This window comes from Streptomyces sp. DvalAA-43 (assembly GCF_900091725.1).
GTDB lineage: Bacteria > Actinomycetota > Actinomycetes > Streptomycetales > Streptomycetaceae > Streptomyces > Streptomyces pulveraceus.
Genome location: NZ_FMBW01000006.1, coordinates 73,789 through 90,281 on the forward strand (window position 1 = coordinate 73,789; position 16,493 = coordinate 90,281).

18 protein-coding genes and 2 pseudogenes are annotated in these 16,493 nt (G+C 67.5%); 12 read left to right on the forward strand and 8 right to left on the reverse strand.

The genetic code is table 11. The features are described 5' to 3' along the window. Positions 1–35: 35 nt before the first annotated feature. Positions 36–1,067 carry an SMP-30/gluconolactonase/LRE family protein gene (locus GA0115234_RS01615; RefSeq protein WP_093539002.1) on the forward strand — a complete coding sequence of 344 codons (1,032 nt, stop codon included), beginning with the start codon at positions 36–38 and terminating at the stop codon, positions 1,065–1,067. Between the two features lie 3 nt (positions 1,068–1,070). On the opposite strand, the gene GA0115234_RS01620 is transcribed toward GA0115234_RS01615, so the two are convergent. Then, the gene (locus GA0115234_RS01620; protein WP_093539044.1) at positions 1,071–1,691 is read right to left on the reverse strand and encodes a TetR/AcrR family transcriptional regulator; all 621 of its coding nucleotides are present in this window, start codon (positions 1,689–1,691) and stop codon (positions 1,071–1,073) included. Positions 1,692–2,220: 529 nt separating this feature from the next. Between GA0115234_RS01620 and GA0115234_RS01625 the strand changes: the two genes are divergently transcribed. The 3 genes from GA0115234_RS01625 to GA0115234_RS01630 all read left to right on the forward strand — a co-directional run bounded on the left by GA0115234_RS01625 (position 2,221) and on the right by GA0115234_RS01630 (position 3,422). Next, a complete protein-coding gene (locus tag GA0115234_RS01625) occupies positions 2,221–2,625 on the forward strand; it encodes a RidA family protein (protein WP_093539003.1) in 405 nt (134 codons plus the stop codon). Between the two features lie 304 nt (positions 2,626–2,929). After that, on the forward strand, positions 2,930–3,055 hold the full coding sequence (locus tag GA0115234_RS43075) for a hypothetical protein (RefSeq protein WP_343335921.1): 126 nt from the start codon (positions 2,930–2,932) through the stop codon (positions 3,053–3,055). A 55-nt stretch (positions 3,056–3,110) separates the two neighbouring features. After that, positions 3,111–3,422, forward strand: coding sequence for an NIPSNAP family protein (locus tag GA0115234_RS01630; RefSeq protein ID WP_093539004.1), 312 nt, complete (start codon positions 3,111–3,113; stop codon positions 3,420–3,422). A 191-nt stretch (positions 3,423–3,613) separates the two neighbouring features. Here the strand turns inward: GA0115234_RS01630 and GA0115234_RS01635 are convergent, their stop codons facing one another. Continuing rightward, positions 3,614–3,862 (reverse strand): hypothetical protein, encoded by a 249-nt coding sequence (locus GA0115234_RS01635; RefSeq protein ID WP_093539005.1) that lies wholly within the window; start codon positions 3,860–3,862, stop codon positions 3,614–3,616. A 266-nt stretch (positions 3,863–4,128) separates the two neighbouring features. Between GA0115234_RS01635 and GA0115234_RS01640 the strand changes: the two genes are divergently transcribed. Then, positions 4,129–4,455, forward strand: a complete 327-nt coding sequence (locus GA0115234_RS01640; RefSeq protein WP_093539006.1) for a hypothetical protein — start codon at positions 4,129–4,131, stop codon at positions 4,453–4,455. A gap of 342 nt (positions 4,456–4,797) precedes the next feature. On the opposite strand, the gene GA0115234_RS01645 is transcribed toward GA0115234_RS01640, so the two are convergent. Next, positions 4,798–5,202: a hypothetical protein gene (locus GA0115234_RS01645; protein WP_176729040.1), complete on the reverse strand. Its 405-nt coding sequence runs from the start codon at positions 5,200–5,202 to the stop codon at positions 4,798–4,800. A gap of 9 nt (positions 5,203–5,211) precedes the next feature. Here GA0115234_RS01645 and GA0115234_RS01650 point away from each other — a divergent pair. Beyond that, positions 5,212–5,406: pseudogene (locus tag GA0115234_RS01650) on the forward strand (winged helix DNA-binding domain-containing protein); the annotation flags it as partial. A gap of 712 nt (positions 5,407–6,118) precedes the next feature. Beyond that, entirely contained in the window at positions 6,119–7,225 is a 1,107-nt protein-coding gene (locus tag GA0115234_RS01660; RefSeq protein WP_202553255.1) for an ATP-binding protein, read from the forward strand. On the opposite strand, the gene GA0115234_RS01665 is transcribed toward GA0115234_RS01660, so the two are convergent. Next, a complete protein-coding gene (locus tag GA0115234_RS01665; protein ID WP_093539008.1) occupies positions 7,217–7,972 on the reverse strand; it encodes a transposase family protein in 756 nt (251 codons plus the stop codon). The genes GA0115234_RS01660 and GA0115234_RS01665 overlap by 9 nt on opposite strands. Before the next feature lie 66 nt (positions 7,973–8,038). Between GA0115234_RS01665 and GA0115234_RS01670 the strand changes: the two genes are divergently transcribed. After that, positions 8,039–8,338, forward strand: a complete 300-nt coding sequence (locus GA0115234_RS01670) for a DUF6233 domain-containing protein (RefSeq protein WP_237541005.1) — start codon at positions 8,039–8,041, stop codon at positions 8,336–8,338. Here GA0115234_RS01670 and GA0115234_RS43085 read toward each other — a convergent pair. The 3 genes from GA0115234_RS43085 to GA0115234_RS01680 all read right to left on the reverse strand — a co-directional run bounded on the left by GA0115234_RS43085 (position 8,335) and on the right by GA0115234_RS01680 (position 12,091). Continuing rightward, positions 8,335–9,753, reverse strand: coding sequence for a site-specific integrase (locus tag GA0115234_RS43085; protein ID WP_256088538.1), 1,419 nt, complete (start codon positions 9,751–9,753; stop codon positions 8,335–8,337). The two genes, GA0115234_RS01670 and GA0115234_RS43085, sit on opposite strands and share 4 nt — an antisense overlap. After that, positions 9,750–10,325: a hypothetical protein gene (locus tag GA0115234_RS43090; RefSeq protein ID WP_237541006.1), complete on the reverse strand. Its 576-nt coding sequence runs from the start codon at positions 10,323–10,325 to the stop codon at positions 9,750–9,752. The genes GA0115234_RS43085 and GA0115234_RS43090 overlap by 4 nt, the downstream gene beginning before the upstream one ends. A 476-nt stretch (positions 10,326–10,801) precedes the next feature. After that, entirely contained in the window at positions 10,802–12,091 is a 1,290-nt protein-coding gene (locus GA0115234_RS01680; protein WP_093539009.1) for a tyrosine-type recombinase/integrase, read from the reverse strand. Between the two features lie 487 nt (positions 12,092–12,578). On the opposite strand from GA0115234_RS01680, the gene GA0115234_RS01685 reads away from it, so the two are divergent. Continuing rightward, positions 12,579–13,643, forward strand: a complete 1,065-nt coding sequence (locus tag GA0115234_RS01685) for a cobalamin-independent methionine synthase II family protein (RefSeq protein WP_093539010.1) — start codon at positions 12,579–12,581, stop codon at positions 13,641–13,643. 141 nt (positions 13,644–13,784) lie between these two features. Here the strand turns inward: GA0115234_RS01685 and GA0115234_RS01690 are convergent. After that, a pseudogene (locus GA0115234_RS01690) lies at positions 13,785–14,463 on the reverse strand (IS6 family transposase). On the opposite strand from GA0115234_RS01690, the gene GA0115234_RS43095 reads away from it, so the two are divergent. The 3 genes from GA0115234_RS43095 (at position 14,372) to GA0115234_RS01700 (ending at position 16,389) form a co-directional block, all read left to right on the forward strand. Continuing rightward, positions 14,372–14,566 (forward strand): hypothetical protein, encoded by a 195-nt coding sequence (locus GA0115234_RS43095; protein ID WP_237541018.1) that lies wholly within the window; start codon positions 14,372–14,374, stop codon positions 14,564–14,566. The pseudogene GA0115234_RS01690 and the gene GA0115234_RS43095 overlap by 92 nt on opposite strands. Further along, positions 14,563–15,336: a hypothetical protein gene (locus GA0115234_RS01695; RefSeq protein WP_141718364.1), complete on the forward strand. Its 774-nt coding sequence runs from the start codon at positions 14,563–14,565 to the stop codon at positions 15,334–15,336. Before GA0115234_RS43095 ends, GA0115234_RS01695 begins: the two co-directional genes overlap by 4 nt. Before the next feature lie 261 nt (positions 15,337–15,597). Beyond that, the gene (locus tag GA0115234_RS01700) at positions 15,598–16,389 is read left to right on the forward strand and encodes an SDR family NAD(P)-dependent oxidoreductase (RefSeq protein WP_093539012.1); all 792 of its coding nucleotides are present in this window, start codon (positions 15,598–15,600) and stop codon (positions 16,387–16,389) included. Positions 16,390–16,493: the final 104 nt, after the last annotated feature.

Below are 16,493 nucleotides of genomic sequence, written 5' to 3' on the forward strand. Positions count from 1 at the left end.
GTCCCGGACGCGACAGGAAGGAGCCACACCACCCCATGACCACGTACCGCACACCCCGCGCCCTGGCGGGTCTGGCAGCCATCGGACTCCTGGCAATGACCGGATGCGGCACGGAGACCGGCGCCGCCCAGGCATCGAACTCCGCGCCGTCCGGAGAGGGCAGAGGCATCCGGGCCACCCAGGTCGCGCACGTGACCGACGTGCACGAGGCCACCGGCATGACACTGCTGGAGGGCCCGGTCCTGATGGAGAGCGGCGACCTGTACGTCGTGGATGTCACCGCGCCCCCGGGCGAGTCCAAGGTCATCTCCGTCGACGTGGTCACCGGTGAGCACCAGGGCGTCTACACAGACAGGACGGGTGCCTACACTTCCGCTCAGGTCAGCCCGTACGACGGGCGCCTGTACCTCACCGACTTCGCCACCGGTTCCGTCGTCAGCATCGAGCAGGACGGCGCGGACCCGCGCACGTTCTTCTCCGGCGAGGTCGACGGCTCGCGGATGACCCCGGACGACATCGCCTTCGACGACGAGGGCAACCTGTACGTGAGCGACTCGCACGGCACCAAGCCCGGCGACACCGGGGGGCGCATCGTGCGCATCGAGCGCGAAGGCACGGGGACGATCGTCCTGACCGACGGGCTCGCCCACCCCAACGGGGTCATGTTCGACCCCGAGGTACGCGGCCTGTGGATCAGCGAACTCACCGAGGACACCGTCTCCTACCTGTCGCTCGACGCCGACAGGACCGCTGTGACCTCGCAGCACAAGGCCATTCGTGTCGACGGCGGCCTGGCCCAGACCGACTCCATCGCCGTGGATGCCGCCGGCAACCTCTACCAGGCACTGCACGGCCGACCGGCCATGGCCGTCTACAGCAAGTACGGGGAGCGCCTCGCCACTGTCGAGGTCCCCGCCAAGGACGCCGAAGGTCTGCGGTCGGCGACCAACGTCGCCATCGTCCCGGGAGGCCGGGCGGCCTACATGACCGTCAGCGGCCCCGGCGGCGGGTACATCTACCGGTTCACCGCGCTCGCCGAGGGGATCCGCCAGTCCAACGGCGGCTGACGGTCAGTCGTCGACGGCTGTCTCGAAGGGCCGCAAGGGCCCCACCTCGACGCCGAGCAGCCGCCAGGCCCGCAGGGCCAGGCACTCTCGATCCGCCGGGGTGGGACCGGCGACAGCTCCTGAGACCATGGCGACTGCAAGCATGACGTCATCGGGCGACAGGCGATGACCAGCGGGCAGGCACCCGTTCAGGGCGGTGCGAACGCGCTCGGACAGGGCGCGGGCCTGCTCGCCATGGACCCGCAGGAGGTCGACGAACGCCGTCGAGCGGCTCAGGTGCCAGGTGATCACGCCCAGGACGCTCTCCAGGCTCGCGCCGGGTTCGGCGGCGGCCCGTTCTATCTGTCGGACGTTCTCGTCGAGGACGGCGGAGGCCAGAGCGACCCGGTCGGTGAAGTGCCGGTACAGACTGCCCTGCCCCACCCCGGCACGGCGGGCGACGGCGGACAGAGGTGCGTTCAGGCCCTGCTCGGCGAAGACCTCGCGGGCGGCGGTGATGAGAGCGGTCCGGTTCCGGGCCGCGACCCGGCGCCCCTGGTTGGCCGGGCGGCCCCGGTCGGGCGGCCCTCCATGCGCGGCCGAGCTCCGGGCGGCGGGCGGCGGGTCCTGGGACTCGGCGGGTATCGTCACTTGGGAAGCCTATAAGGGCTGTCCTTCAACCTCGGCCGCTGTCCCGTAACCTCGACCGCCGCCGCCCTGCCCGTCGACGGGGACCGGTCGTCTGGCGGCTTGACGTCGCGGAGGGTCGCTATTGGTCTGTGGACTCGCCATGCGTCGACGCGAGCCCGATGCCACGAATTCCGCCGAGCCGGTCGACGAACAACCGGAGCGCGATCTCGCACCCGGCGCACCACGTCCACCGACAGCACCGCGATATCCGCGATCGACGGGAACAGCAGCTCCTCCAACCGTCACTCACGGTGCACGTTTCGCGGAAAGTGGCTCTGTCGCCAACCTCTACTGCTCGATGAAGTCACACGCGGAGAGTCCGCATGCCCATGGTGGTGGCCGTACTCCAGGGGTACATGCGTCATCGCCACTCGCTGCACCTCGTCGTCTGGGGCCACGGCTGTGCCTCGGGAGACGCATGGATCTGTCCCTGTCTGCCTTGATCCGATGGAATGGGCAGACCGACGCACGTGTTGGAGCAGGCATGACGACTGATCAGCGCGCGATCACCAACCCGGCCGCCCTCCATGACCCGACACCGTTCGGCTACAGCCACGCTGTCTCGGCATCCGGCGAAACCGTCTTCATCGCCGGTCAGTACGCCTCCGACACCACCGGTGCTCCTGTGCCCGGCGATTTCGCGGCCCAGGTGAACCTGGCGTTTGACCGGCTGCGCTCCGCGCTGGAGGGGGTCGGCCTCGGGTACGAGCACGTGGTCCGCCTCGGTACGTTCATCGTCGACCACGACCTCGACAAGCTGGAGATCCTCGGCAAGGTGCTGCACGCCCGCTTTGGCGACAGGCTGCCGGCCCAGACGCTGAGCGGCGTGGCCTCGCTCGCACTGCCGGGGATGCTGTTCGAGGTTGACGCGGTGGCGATACGGCCGTAGCGGATCATCCGCGAGCATCATCGGCCCGATCCCGCGATGGCTGGCCCGGCCGCAGCGACTTGCGGTAGTGGGAGGCACCTTCGACGACGACCGGCCCGGCCTGGCGCGGGCCGGTCGTCGCGCGGGTGGGAGGGCCTGCGAACTGTCTTCTGCGGATGTGGGCAACCCTCGGATCACCGGCGTCCAGCGAACCCGAACCCGGTTGGCTTGGCGAGGAAGCTGAGCGCTGCTCTCGCCGGGTGACCGGTGAGTCATGGGCACTCCCGGAGGAAGACTGAAGGTCTGCCGTCGTGAGGCCATTGTCATGTGCGAGAACAAGATTGTGCCGCTCCTCTGCGTGGCCGTCTTCGACCGCCTCACCTTCGGCGGAAACACCATCGAGACCGGCGTCGGCGCCTGCCGACTCGCCACCACCCGCGCGGACCAGTAACTGTCCCCGTCCTCCGCTCACTGGCCCACGCTCCGGCACCAGGCATGATGCAGGCATGATCACTGTTCATCTGAAGTACGAGATCGACGCCGACAAGCTCGAGGATTTCGAAGAGTACGGCCGCCGCTGGGTCCGGCTCGTCAACCGTTTCGGCGGGACGCACCACGGCTACTTTCTGCCGAGCGAGGGCGACAGCGATATCGCCTACGCACTCTTCTCCTTTCCCAGCTTGGCCGCTTACGAGCAGTACCGCACGGACAGCATGTCCGACGCGGAGTGCCAGGAAGCGTTCCAGCTGGCTCGTGACACCCGCTGCATCAAGCGGTACGAGCGCCGATTCCTCCGGCCGCTCGACGCCCTGTCCTGAGCCGGCGGGAGCGGCGTGGTGCGACCCTGCTGCGCGGCTGTGTGCAGGCGATGACCGTCCGGGAACCGTCCCGAGCTCGTGAGGCTGCCAGCCCTGCCGGGTGGTCAGCGGCCAGGACGGCTCGGCCGAGGCACTGTCGCCGGTGCCGACTGGTGTGCTGCTGAGGTTCGGCGTCGCGGGGTGTGGAGCGTTCACCACTTGTCGGCTTCCTGGTGGGCGTCGTAGAGCCCGAATCTGGCGGCCGAGGCGGGGCTGAAGTCGTCGTCGGGCAGGTCGTCTAGGTCGTCGATGCTGTCGTCTTCGCTGTACTGCGCCGGGTGGCCGGTGTTGTGTTGCGGGTGTCGGGCGGTGGGGATCGGGCGGCGGTGGTGCGAGCAAGAGCGCCTGCGCCAGCGTATGGACGAGACCCGCCAGCAGGCCCAGAAGAGTTTCGACGGCATCCAGGACGACCGCCGTTGAAAGCCCGGTCTCGCGCGTCGGCCGGGACGCGCGCGCCGGTGCCTCGGCGCTCACCGCGACGCGGCGCACGGAGCGTCATAGCCGGCTCAGCACCCCAGGAACGGACGGGCGAGGAGACGCGAGAGGGGTCTGGATTCCCATCGGTCCGGGCCCCTCCCATGTCCTGCGCCCGGCCGTCCACCAGCGCATGCCGAATTGATGGAGGTCGGCACGGCGTTGTTCGGGGAGTTTCGTTGCGCGTTCGCGGATGGGCATCCAGCACCACGCAGTGATCGTGTTCCGGCAAGCCGCGGGCGAGCTCCGCACTGCCCTCCCTCACGAGGAGGCCGCCGAACGCTGCCTTCTCCATCACCTGGCAGGCCAACTGGCGGTCACCATGACGCCCGGTGAGGTCGCAGCCAGGGTCTGGCAGGGCCAGGCAGCAGCGCAAACCGGGCCCGAACGCGTCCTTCTTCAGGCTGTGGGCGACGAGTACCACGTCGACTTCATCTCGGGCGAGCGGCCTGACGCCTTCCACGTCGTCGCGGACGCGGCGCGCCGGCAGAGGATCTGCTCAATGGCAACACTCACCTGACCGCACGCGGCCTCTGCGGACGCAAGGCGCTCCAGCCTGATCCGCCTCGGGCGGGGGAGGGACGAGCCTGCTGATGGTCAAGGCCAAGTCGCAGCACAAGAAGCCGGAGAGCGTCCGACGCTGTTCCCACCCTTCCGCAGAGGCGATCGCCGCGGTCACGAGTTTGCTCGCGCCGAGTGACGGCAGGCGTTGAGTTCGGCGGCACCTGGGCTGTCGGCGCTGTCGCGAGGGCGAGCGGGGCACATCCCTCGGCGCGCGGGGCCGGCAGTGCGCTGGTACCCCGTCAGGAAGCTGCCGACCGGCGGCTCACAGGTGGCGCGAACGCTCATCCCTGGCCGTGGCTCAGCCAATGGGCGATGTGGGCGATGACGCGGGGTCGACATGCTGCGGAGTTCCGTATTCGGCTGGGGTGGATGGTCCTGCGCCGGGGAAGAACAGGTGGTTGTCGGCTTCGTAGACGCGGATATCGGCTTCCGGGGGGCCGGCCAGGCCCGTTCGCCATCGCACCAGGTCGTCGGCGACGGTGACCTGGTAGTCACCTCCTCCTTGGAGGATGAGCATCGGTTTGCCGAGTCCGGCCGCGATCGCGACCGGGTCGTAGTCACGCAGTTCGAGCCAGTACGGCGCGGACAGGCCGAACGGCAGATCCGCTGCGGGGGTCGAGGGCGTCAGCTCCGCGCTGTCGACCAGGGCGGCCTGCCGCTGGAAGGTCTCGATGATCGCTGGTGGGACCTGGTCGGGAAGCACAGTAGCGAGGCTGGTGTGTGGCGCCCGGTGGACGGCGGCGTCGAGGCCACGGCCTTCCACTCCCTGTCACCCGCTGCCTGGGAAGGACTTGCCGCGGAGGCCCAGTCCCTGAGGGCGCTCCTCAGCGACCGCGAGGTGGAGGTCTACGGCCGCTACCACCACTGGTGGGCGAAGCTCCCCGAGACCGAGGTGCGGATGCTGTGACCGGCTGATTCCTCGCGCGGACTCAGCGGTGCCCGCTCAGGATTCGGCGCCACACGACACCCGTCCGCAGTGGGAATCCTCACTTCCTTGTCCGGGGGTGGTTCTCGGTTCGGTGTCCGGCCCTGGGGGCTGCGCGCCGGGCCGATTCGGCGTGTGTGATGGGGTGTTGTGCGTTGATCGACGGGTGCTGGTGTCGGACAAGCCGTGGGGAACAGCTGGTCATTGGGTGAGGGTCGCCTGGTCAGGGCATGACGGCTCCCACTGGTGACCGTACGGCGATGCCTCGGCGGTCCGTGAGGCCGATATGCCCGTGGCAGAACGAAGATGTCGCGGAGGACCGCCTGTCACTCGGTGCGGGATACAAATATCGGCGCCCGGTCGAGCCGACGGCGAACGCCATGTCGCCGCACCACATGGTGTTGAGCATGTCCGCCGTGAAGTCACGCATCACCAGGTCCGGCACAGGCGAGGCCGTCCTGTCCTGAAGGGTCGGCCCCCGGTCACCGCTCACCGTGGACGTCTGTGGGGGCCCGGTTGCCCTGGAGACAACTGTGGTCCGCAACCTTGGTGACGACTACCTCCAGGAGGCAATCGCCCGCCCGGTCGACGGGCATCCGGTCGGCGCGGAGAATGTGTAGGAGCGGAACGGCCACCGGACGACCCGCAGCCAGAGCGTCGGAAAGGCAGTGGCGACCCTGCCGACAAGGTGGCGATGATGCCGACGTGGCGATTGCGGGACTTCCATGACGACGATCTGGACCGTGTGATCCAGATATGGGATCAGGACCGGCAGGCCGACGACATGCCTCCCGTGTTCCCCGTCTCTGAGGCCATGGCCGCAGACCGGACCGGCGGGACCGCAGTGGTTGCGGTGGTCGGCGAGGACCTGGTGGGCATGGCCATGGCACAGGCCCAGGGTGAGCGGGCCTGGATCAAGCTGGTGGCGCTCGCGAGGATGTGGCGCAACCGCGGAATCGGGAGCGCCCTGATCGCGGAAATCGAGAGGCGTCTACGCATACAGGGGGTACGGCGGATCGGTGCGCTGCTCGCCCCAGGGACCACCGGAACCACGGCGCTGGAGAACTCCGGCTACCGCACTCGCGACGGGTTGATCTTCTACGAGAAGGTCGAGCATCTCGGCGCGAGCGATGCGGGCCTGCTCGCCGAGCTCGGCGGGAGGGTGCTGCCACAGGGGCTCTGGGGTGCCCTCGCGGGCATGGAACGAGAGAAAGAAGCCATTGAGCGGCGGATCGTGCTGCCGCTGGCGGAGCCCGTTCTGGCCGACCGGTATGGAGTGACGCCACCGAAAGCCGTCATCCTCTTCGGCCCGCCGGGTACCGGAAAGACCAGTTTCGCCAAGGCCGTCGCTTCCCGGCTGGCCTGGCCGTTCGTGGAACTCTTTCCCTCCCGGCTCACGGAGGGTGCCGCCGGCGGCCTGGCCGCCTCTCTGAGGGACACGTTCGCCGATCTGGCGGTGCCTGAATCCGTTCTGCTGTTCATCGACGAGGTCGAGGAGATCGCCGGCGTCCGGTCCGGTCAGGCCATCGATCCCGGCCACGGAGTCACCAACGAACTGCTCAAGCTGATCCCCGGTTTCCGCGACCAGGGCGACCGCCTGCTGATCTGCGCCACCAACTCCGTCCGTTCCCTCGATCCGGCGTTTCTGCGCCCTGGCCGATTCGACTACGTCATTCCGGTCGGTCCTCCTGATCCGAAAGCCCGGGCGGCAATCTGGCAGCGCTGCCTCGGCCCCGCCGCCGACGACATCAAACTGCATCGACTGGTGCTGGCCAGTGAGCCTTTTCCAATCTCACGTTGATGCGTGATGGAGGACAAGTACGGCTTGGACGATCGCGGTGATGCGGTTGGTGCTGCAGCGGAGTTTCCGTAGGAGGCGCCAGCCCTTGAGGGTAGCCATGGCCTGTTCGTCGAGGCAGCGGATCTTGGCGTGCGTGCTGTTGTGTCGACGCTGCCATCGCTTGAGTCGGCGGCCTCGGAACGGGACGCGTACGGGGTGGCCGGCTCCCTGGTACGCCTTGTCCGCCCAGCACTTCAGTTCGGCTGCGGCGAGCGCGTCGATGATCCCATGGGTCCGTGCGGCGGTCGGGTCGTGGACGGACCCCGGCAGGGCGGGGGACGCCCACAACAGCCGCCCGAACGGATCGGTGAGAACCTGGACGTTCATGCCGTGGCGCTTGTGTTTCCCGGAGTAGTACGGGGTGTCGGTGGCGATCCGGTCGATCGGCAGGAGGGTACCGTCCAGGATCACGAACGCCTTGGTCCGGATGGTCTTCATCGCCTCGGTCAGGGTTGGGGTGAGGGCGGCCAGAATGTCGATAGCCTCGCGTATGCAGCGGTAGACGGTTGCGATGCCGATGCGGAACCCGGCGGCGAGCTGGGCATAGGTATCGCCGCACGGCAGGTGCGCCAAGGCCAACAGGGCCTGTCGGCCTACGGGCAGACGCCGCCAGCGCGTCCCGATCTCCCGCCGCCGGGCATGCAGCCGAGCGCTCAGACAGCGCAGGGTGCGGCTGGACAGGTCAATCGACGACGGGTAGACAAGCACGCGAAGCTCCTGGTGGGGCACGGTGGATCTTGGTCGTGACACCCTCCTACCAGGAGCTTCATCGCGTTGCAGAGCCGCCCAGCTGACGGACGAGGCCAGCAGGTTGGAATCGGCTCACTGGAGCAGTGGCTGGAGTGGCAGCTGCGTCAGGTCCGGGGCCGGATCCGGGAGCTTGAGATCTCGGAAGAACAGGAGCGGCGGCGCCGGGAGCGGGCGTACGCCGCGATGCGATGGAAGATCCAGCCTCAGCGGTCATCGTCGGTGGCCCTGCTGCATCGCGGGGATTGCTCTCTGTACGAAACGGCGATGGGCTTCCTCGATCGTGAGGACGCGTTGATCGCGCTGGCGGAGCCTTCTCTGAACTAACGTGCGTCCGTGCTCCGGGCGGCGATGTCGCTGAAGCTCGGCAGTCCGAGGGGAACCACTGCCGAGGAGCGCGTCTGCTCAGCTTCGAGTTGCGTAAGCTTGCCTTCGGCGGCGGCGAGGCTGACGCTGAGCCCGTCGACTTCACCGAGCCAGCCCTCTCGTTCGGCTTCGGCAATCCGGTCGATCAGGTTGTCCCTGATTTCCTCCAGACGGGGCCGCTCGCGCGGGTCGACCCGAAGCATCGAACACCGGACGCACGCGTGCTCGTGAATGCAATCCGTCCCAAATGCTCGGCCACAAATTCCAAGTGATAGCTTGCGCCGCTCGAAGTGGCCAAGGAACGAATCCCATTCTTCTGAAGGTGGCACCCGGTATTCTTCGCTCGGCCGGAGACCGCGACGTCGTGCCATGAACGCCCGATGGCCTTCGATCACCTTCTCCGGATAGACCGTGTAGTACCCCATTGTGGTGGCGATACTACGGTGACCTGCGATGACCTGGGCGATGTGCGGTGGCAGGCCGTTCAGGATGGCGTCGGTGATAAAGATTCTGCGGAAGTCGTGCGGCTGGATCTTCAGTGGTTGCCCGGTGTTGTCAGTCAAGTCGGACCCTTCCAGGGTCTGGTTGAGTGCCGCGCGAACCAAGGCGGGCGACAGAGATCGGTTCTCCCCGTTCGAACTCCACTGAAAGAGAAGCGGCATCGGCGGATTCCAGATCTTCTCCATCGGGTCGTAACTCGCGACGAGCGGGATCGCACCGCCGTTGCCCCGGACACGGGAGACGATTGCGCTGAGAACGTCAGCCAGTTCGGGAGTCACCAGAAGCATCCGCTCCTCGTCGGTCTTCGACGGGGCGATCTGGAGAAGGGGAACGATCTCTCCGGTCGTCGGCAACTTGTACTGAACGATGCTGTGATGGCTCAGTTCCAATAGCTCCTCGATCCTGATCCCGGTATGGCGGAGGACTTCGATTGCGGCCCAGGCCCAGAACGCCCGATTCTCCGACATCCGCAGGTCAATTCGCTTTCCCTGCTCGGGATAGACAGTGGTCGTGCGGTTTGGGTCGGCCCACGTTGACGACCGCGCCTTGGTGTAGGTCTGTCCGAGGACGGTGAAGCGGGAACCGGCCGGAACGGATGTGACGGCCTTGAGGCGGACTGTGGCCTCCTTCAGCCGTCGGTCCGCAGCCGCGACCAAGGCTGGTAGCACTGGTAGCCGCTCTCGCGTGCGCTGGTCCATCCGGGCTTTTTGTTGCTTTTCCAGCTTCGTGGTGGAAATCTCGGCCGCCGTGATCGGACATCGGACGGCCCATGGCCCCCAACGTTCTGGTTCGTCGACCGCCCACTGCGCGAGGTCGAGGTAGAACGCGCGGACACACATCAGCACGTAAGTGGCGCTCATGCGCTGGCTGGTCACCTCGACGACGGTCCCGTCAGGTTGCCGCGTGCGCCGAGTCTTGGTGGAAAGGCGGGCTTTCCAGGCTGCCACGACCTCCGGAGCCAGTGCCAGGGAGTCGATTCCAGGGTGATGGCGCTCAAGGTCGGCCCAGAATTGGGAAGCGAGCATCCGTGAGAGCCCCTCCAACGAACCTTAATCGAGGGTCGGTTGTCGCTCGCGGCTATGTAGTCCACGATCACGTCGCGGACGGGGCGCCATTTCAACTGGTAGCGGTCGACCAGCCGCTCGACGCTGACCTGCCCGGATCGGATTTCCACGTCCCGTAGCGTCGCCGGCGCTTCGAACGGCACCACGCCAGCCGCTCTCAACCAGGAGTAGGCCAGATTGAGCGACCGCCTCCCGGCGGCCCAGGTGTACTGCCGCATGGCCAGCAGGTCGCCGAAGGTGAGGTCCTGAACGCCACCACCCTTCGCTGCGAGGAGAACAGCGATCATGCCCTGGGCGCCGCGTCCGCCCTTGGACGCCCACAAGTCGGCCGGGACGCCGGCTTCCAGACGGGCGAATCCCTCACAGTCCCGGACCGCCATCATGCTCGTCCGCAGGCTATGGACTCGCCGGGCGAGCAACCATTGAGGAGTCGGACGTATCACGTCTGCGCAGGCCAGGGCGATTACGCCAGCGTGCACCTGGTGGTCTGTTACTCTGCGCCGTCCGGTCTGAGAAGACCAGGCGTGGATGGTGCCGAGCATGTCGTAGGGGCCAGCGAGGGCGGTACCGGCAGCCCATCGCTGCTGCCAACTGTCACCGGCGAAGGTCTCCAGCCACTCTAAGACCCGTCGTGCCCCACGGGCTCGGGTCCATGCGACATCGTCGCTTACGGGGCGAAAAGGAGGGCCTCCGAGGCGAGCCAAGACCTGATCCGGAGTGTCGCGGCTGGCCGCCCACGTGTCGGGCACCAAGCGCTCAGGGTACTTCTCACGGAGAGATTCCGCCGCCGAACCGTAGAGGCCCAGGGTCCCTTTCGACGCGGTCGAGGAGCCGGTGGCCGGCGTCTTGGTAGGTGTGGTCATGAGACGGGCCGTCCGAACAGGTTGGTGAGCGAGGCCGGGTCGTAGCCGGGTGCGACCGGTTGTGGTTGCGGGTTTTCCCGTTTGCGTGCCTGCCGGGCGTGGTGAGCGAGGACGCTGGTGATTACCTCGTCCTCACTGGACGGCAGATAAATCTGTGTGGTCGTGATGAGCCGATGGCCGAGGACCCATTGGACGTCGGTCAGGGGGAGTTCGGGGTCGCGGGCCATGCAGTAGGACGCGGTGTGCCGCAGGTCATGGAGCGACCAGTTGGCCCCCCAAAGGCCATTGGCGCGGTTGAGCATCGCTCTGGCCGCGTGATAATTCAACGGTCGCCAGGGGCGCCGCAGCGTCCACCAGAGCGGCAGATGACGCCCACGAGGTATCCCGTCGCGTCTGGCCTCCTCCTGATAGAGCCGCAGCCAGCCGAAGGCGTCTGGCGAGGCGGGCAGCCGCTGGATCTCTCGGCTTCCCTTGCGGACCACGGCGGCGAGTTGCTCGCCGGGGTTGGCATCCGCCTGTCGGGCCGTGAGGAGTTCCTCGGCGCGGGCGCCGGTGGACACCCAAAACGCCAGCAGCGCACGGTCCCGGTTGTATTTCAGCGCGGCGAAGAGCTCGTTGAACTTTCCTTCCGGGATCCGCCGCAGTATTCGCTTCGGGACGGTGGGCCGGTAGCGGCCCTTCCGCTCTTTCGCGAAGATGTCCAGCGGATTGTGGTGGGCGTTGGCCCTGCCCGCCCGGCGGGAGCGGTCGAGTGGGAACGGGTTGATGATCGGCCCGGTGCCCTGGTCGAGGTGGAAGTCGTAGAACATCCGCAGCACCGTCTCGCTGTGCGCGCGGGTGGAGGCTGCGTACTTCTTCCCAGGCGTCCGTTTACCCGTCACCGGATTCGGCGTCCCCGGCTCTGGTCTGGCCAGCTTCGCGGCCGGGACGACTCCGGCCGTCTCCTTACCGCGTAGGCGCCAGTGGACCCGGGTCGGCTTGTCCGCAATCTGCATCCACCGCATGAAATCCCGTGCCTCTGCCCGGGTCGCACGATTCCACTCCACTTCCAGGACCCAAAGGAATCTGTACCAGCGCAACAGATCCATGCCGAACGACCGGATTGTCGTTGCTGGCGTGCCTGCCGCCTGGAGATCCGCGAAGTACACCGCCACCGGCCGCACCAGCTCGTAAGACGGATCGAGCAACCGGTACGGCTCCCACGGATCGTCTGTCTCAGCCAACCGACCGGCTTCGGGCAGGACAAGATTCTCCAGATCCCTTCCGGGATCCTGTAGATCAACCATGCAAGGAAGCTAACAGGAACATACTCTGACCTGCGAAAACTACCTTGTTAGTTCAGTCAACGTGCCGGATATCGAGCCGTGCCAGATCTGCAGGCCCGAGACGGGGCTGGTCAGCGGGTAGGGCTGTTCGGACCGCCCGGCGCGCTCCAGGGACGCAGGGCTCGCAGGATCGGTCCTGTGGAGTTCCCGATCAAGGTGGCACTGGCCCATGCCAGCCCGGTCCTGCCCAAGGGGCCCGGCTGGTGGTACGAGCCCAAGTTATGGACAGGGTTTGTCGCGGTCCGCTGTCCGCGAGCGCCGGACGCGTCACCGGCGGCCTCGATTGGGAGCGACACCGCCCTCCTACGCCATCTCGATCGGGTGAACCTCGTGGTTCATGAGCCGTGATGATGTGCCGCCGGACGGCCCGTATATTCGGGAGAATGACCCGAGGGGTGCCCTCTACTGCCGGTCGGGGGGCATGCCAGCCACTTCTAGGGTGCCGAGCATGAGCATTCCTACCGAGCCGATCGGCAGCCTTCCCCGTCCGGGCGCACTGGTGCAGGCGTACGACCACCACGCCCAAGGACGAGTGAGCGAGCAGGAGTTGGCGCGCCTCCAAGACGACGCGGTCGCGGACACCCTGTCCCGGCTGGCGGAGCTGGGCAGCCCGGTTCTGGTCGACGGCGACCAGCGCAAGCCGAGTTCGCTCACCTACCCCCTCACCGGCCTGGCGGGCCTGGGGACCGACGGCGTCTTCATTCCGTTTGCCGATGGGCACACCCGGCAGCTGCCGGTTCTGACCGGTGGACCGTTCCGCTACCAGGTGCGGGCCGACACCTACCTCCGTGCCGCCCGCACCCGCACCACCCTCCCGGTCAAGCAGGCCGTGGTCGCACCCTCCGCGCTCAGCCTGCTCTACCCGGCCGGCGGCATCGCCGGATACTCCCGCGAGGCGTTCCTCGCCGACCTCGCCGACGAGGCCGAGGCCGAGATCCGCGGATGCCTCGACGCGGGCGCGCACTGCGTGCAGCTGGACTTCACCGAGGGCCGGCTGTCGTTGAAGCTCGACCCCTCCGGCACTCTCCTCGACGACTTCGTCGCCCTCAACAACAACGTCCTGGGCCGGTTCACCGCCGATGAGCGGGCCCGCATCGGCGTGCACACCGACCCCGGAGCCGACCAGGACTCCACCCACAGCCTCGACGTCGACTACGCCGAACTGCTGCCCAGGCTGTTCCAGCTCACGGTCGGCAACTTCTACCTCGCCCTGTCCGGCGAGCCCGACCGCGAGCGCGTCCTGAAGACCGCCGCCGACCAACTGCCCTCTGGGGCCCGGATGTTCGTCGGCGTCACCGACCCGATCGACCCCCGCATCGAGACCCCCGAGGAGGTACGCGACCGCGTCCTGGAGGCCGCCCGCCACATCCCGCTCGACCAGCTGGGCACCTGCGACGACACCGGCTTCGCCCCCTTCGCCGACGACACCTCCACCTCACGGGACACAGCCTTCGCCAAGATCGAAGCCCGCCTGCGCGGCACCGAACTCGCCGCCCAGGACCTCGGCCTCTAAGCCGCCCCGGAACCTGTGTGAGTCACCCGGCGGCCCGCCGGGTGACACACGCGGTCGCGGTCGGGGGTGCTGTCACGTTGTTGGGTCGCAGTGCTTGACGGTGCGTCGTGGCCTGGTGGGGCCCGCGGTACGGGCCTGTGGTCAGGCGGTGGTGGGCCGGCCGGTAGCGCCGGTGATCTGTTCCCGGATCGCGAAGCGGACGGTCATCTCGGCTCGGTGGTCGAAGGCGGTCATCAGGTGGCGGTGAGGGCGGAAGTGGGGTGAGATGCCGCTGAATGCGGACAGGAACCGCTGGGCCCCGCCGACGGAACGGAATCCCTTCATGGTGCGTTCGCGCTGCCGGGTGGGCTGATGACTGTTCTCGGCCCGGTTGTTCAGGCCCTTGTGGGAACGGTGTTCCACCGAGGGCATGACCTCGCGGTGCGCCGCGCCTCAGGAACGGAGCTTGTCGGTGACGACCACCCGCGGCACTGTACGGGTCTTCTTCATCAGGCAGCGGAAGAAGCGCCTGGCCGCAGCCTTGTCCCGGCGGCTCTGCAGGAGGATGTCGAGCACGCTGCCGTCCTGGTCGACGGCCCGCCACAGGTACTTCCGCTCGCCGTTGATCTTCACGAAGACCTCGTCCAGGTGCCACTTGTCCCCGGGGGCGTGGCCGACGGCGGCGCAGTCCGTCCGCGTAGGCCTGACCGAACTTGGCGGACCAGCGACGGATGGTCTCGTAGGAGACGATGACGCCGCGCTCGAGCATCAGCTCCTGGATCTCGCGGAAGGACAGCGGGAAGCGGAAGTACAGCGATACCGCGTGCGCGATCACCTCCACCGGATACCGGTGGCCCTTGTACGACGGCGACGCGGACGACACGAACGAATCCCTCCCCGGCACGACCAACCAGAAGATCATCCCACCCGGCCAGTCAACGTGACAGTGCCCATCACAAAGCTGTGCGAGGGCAAGGTATGTCACTTCGCGCACAAGGCTGATCCCGACGCCTTGGACTCTCCTTGCCGAAGGAAGAACTCCAAGACTGCTGGTACAGGCAGCGCCGACCACCTCTACATCAAGGCGGCCGTGGCCGATTGGATGGCCGGCCGCAACATTACCGGCGGCGTCCTCATTCCGCAGGATCCAAGCGGAAGGATCCGGCTGGGAGCCCAGGTCACAGCCGAGCCCGCCGGCCACCCGCCGGTCCGGTTCATCCTCGACGAGATCGCACTATCCCCCTCCGACCAGAGCACCACGGGTGTGGTCTACGGGATGAACGTCGAGCCCGATCCCCGGAGCCTGCGCGAGCACGGGTTCGTACACCGGGTCCGCTGTGTCTCCGACGGCGCCTACCGGCGGACGCAGATCGGCACGCAAGGCATCGACGGCACCACGGACTGGTGTGATCTCACGGCTGACCACGTGGAGTTGACGGCGCACGGCCTGAGCACCGAAGCCCCCTCGGAGATCCGCCGTCGGCTCACACAAACGGTACCGATCGGCGCCCGGTCCCGCAGGCAGGCCGCGCAGGACACCACGGCACCACGTCCTGCCGCTACCGAACCGGCGCAGGAGGCCAACCGCGACAACTCGTCGCCGATCTGCGCACCGCTCTCGCAGAGAAAGCCGGCGTCACACTGCTTCAGCGGCACCTGGACCGGCTGGAGAGCGCCGCCCACAGCAGCGCCACTTTCGAGGAAACCGAACTGATGCGGCGCGCACATGAAGTGCTGATACTCCTGCGCCGCGGTGTCGGAGCGGCCCCGCCTGCCCTGCACTCGCGGCGCCGGCGTGTCAGCATCCGCCAGTACGCCGCCGCTCTTGCCGCGCCCTACGTGCTGCCAGGGGATAACGGTTGACCTTCGGGCCGACCGAGGACGGCAAGCACCGTGCGTCAGGACGACCCGGTCAAACGAACGCCCGTCTGGTGAAAGTCGTGTGACGGCCCGCCGCTTCAGGTTTACTCGCGTCATGAACGATCGGACACCCCCAGCGCACAACACCGGCCTGCTGACCGACAGGACCGTGATGATCACCGGAGCGTCGAGCGGCATAGGCGAGGCCGCAGCACGGCTCTTCGCCTCCGAAGGCGCGGCCGTCGTCCTCATGGCCCGCCGCGAAGACCGGCTCAAGGACCTCACCCACGAGATCGAGACATCTGGCGGACAAGCAGCCTGCAGCGTCGGCGACGTGACGCGGGCCGACGACGTCGAGCGCGCCGTCGCGACGGCCATCGAACGCTTCGGCCGCCTCGACTGCGCCTTCAACAACGCTGGCTACGCCGGCTCCACCTTCGGCCGATCGCACGAACTGCCGGAAGAGGATTTCGACCGCATTATGGATGTCAACGTACGCGGGACATGGAACTGCCTGCGCCGTCAGATCCCCGTCATGCTGGACGCCGGCCACGGGACGATCGTCAACACCGCCAGTTCGGCGGGCCTCATCGCCACCGGCGCACCATCCCCCTACGTCGCGGCGAAGCACGCTGTCCTGGGCCTGACGAAGGCCACGGCTGCCGAATACGGGGCGTACGGCATCCGGGTCAACTCCCTGATCGTGGGCACCACCCGGACGGAAATGATCAACGCGGCGGTGACGGCCAACCCGGCTTTGGAGGAGGCATTCGTCGCACGCCAGATCCAAAAGCGGATGGCCGAGCCGCAAGAGGTGGCGGAAGCGGCCCTGTGGCTGCTGAGCGACCGCTCCTCATTCGCCACTGGCAGCCATGTGGCGGTGGACGGCGGCATTCTGGCCATCTGAGCGGCAAGGGGCCCGGGGCAGTCGACGCCGTCGGGCGGACCGTGAGGTCGATACGCCTGTGACGGAACGAAGACGTCGCGGAGGACTGCCTATGACTCGGTGCG

What these genes read in the sequence shown, in the direction of transcription:
- GA0115234_RS01615 (WP_093539002.1), top strand. Translation starts at nt 36, where the DNA reads ATGACCACGTACCGCACACCCCGCGCCCTGGCGGGTCTGGCAGCCATC.
- GA0115234_RS01680 (WP_093539009.1), bottom strand. Translation starts at nt 12,091, where the DNA reads ATGGTTGATCTACAGGATCCCGGAAGGGATCTGGAGAATCTTGTCCTG.
- GA0115234_RS01625 (WP_093539003.1), top strand. Translation starts at nt 2,221, where the DNA reads ATGACGACTGATCAGCGCGCGATCACCAACCCGGCCGCCCTCCATGAC.
- GA0115234_RS01640 (WP_093539006.1), top strand. Translation starts at nt 4,129, where the DNA reads ATGGGCATCCAGCACCACGCAGTGATCGTGTTCCGGCAAGCCGCGGGC.
- GA0115234_RS43090 (WP_237541006.1), bottom strand. Translation starts at nt 10,325, where the DNA reads ATGATGGCGGTCCGGGACTGTGAGGGATTCGCCCGTCTGGAAGCCGGC.
- GA0115234_RS01700 (WP_093539012.1), top strand. Translation starts at nt 15,598, where the DNA reads ATGAACGATCGGACACCCCCAGCGCACAACACCGGCCTGCTGACCGAC.
- GA0115234_RS43095 (WP_237541018.1), top strand. Translation starts at nt 14,372, where the DNA reads ATGACGCCGCGCTCGAGCATCAGCTCCTGGATCTCGCGGAAGGACAGC.
- GA0115234_RS01635 (WP_093539005.1), bottom strand. Translation starts at nt 3,862, where the DNA reads ATGCCGTCGAAACTCTTCTGGGCCTGCTGGCGGGTCTCGTCCATACGC.
- GA0115234_RS01630 (WP_093539004.1), top strand. Translation starts at nt 3,111, where the DNA reads ATGATCACTGTTCATCTGAAGTACGAGATCGACGCCGACAAGCTCGAG.
- GA0115234_RS01685 (WP_093539010.1), top strand. Translation starts at nt 12,579, where the DNA reads ATGAGCATTCCTACCGAGCCGATCGGCAGCCTTCCCCGTCCGGGCGCA.
- GA0115234_RS43075 (WP_343335921.1), top strand. Translation starts at nt 2,930, where the DNA reads ATGTGCGAGAACAAGATTGTGCCGCTCCTCTGCGTGGCCGTCTTCGAC.
- GA0115234_RS01660 (WP_202553255.1), top strand. Translation starts at nt 6,119, where the DNA reads ATGATGCCGACGTGGCGATTGCGGGACTTCCATGACGACGATCTGGAC.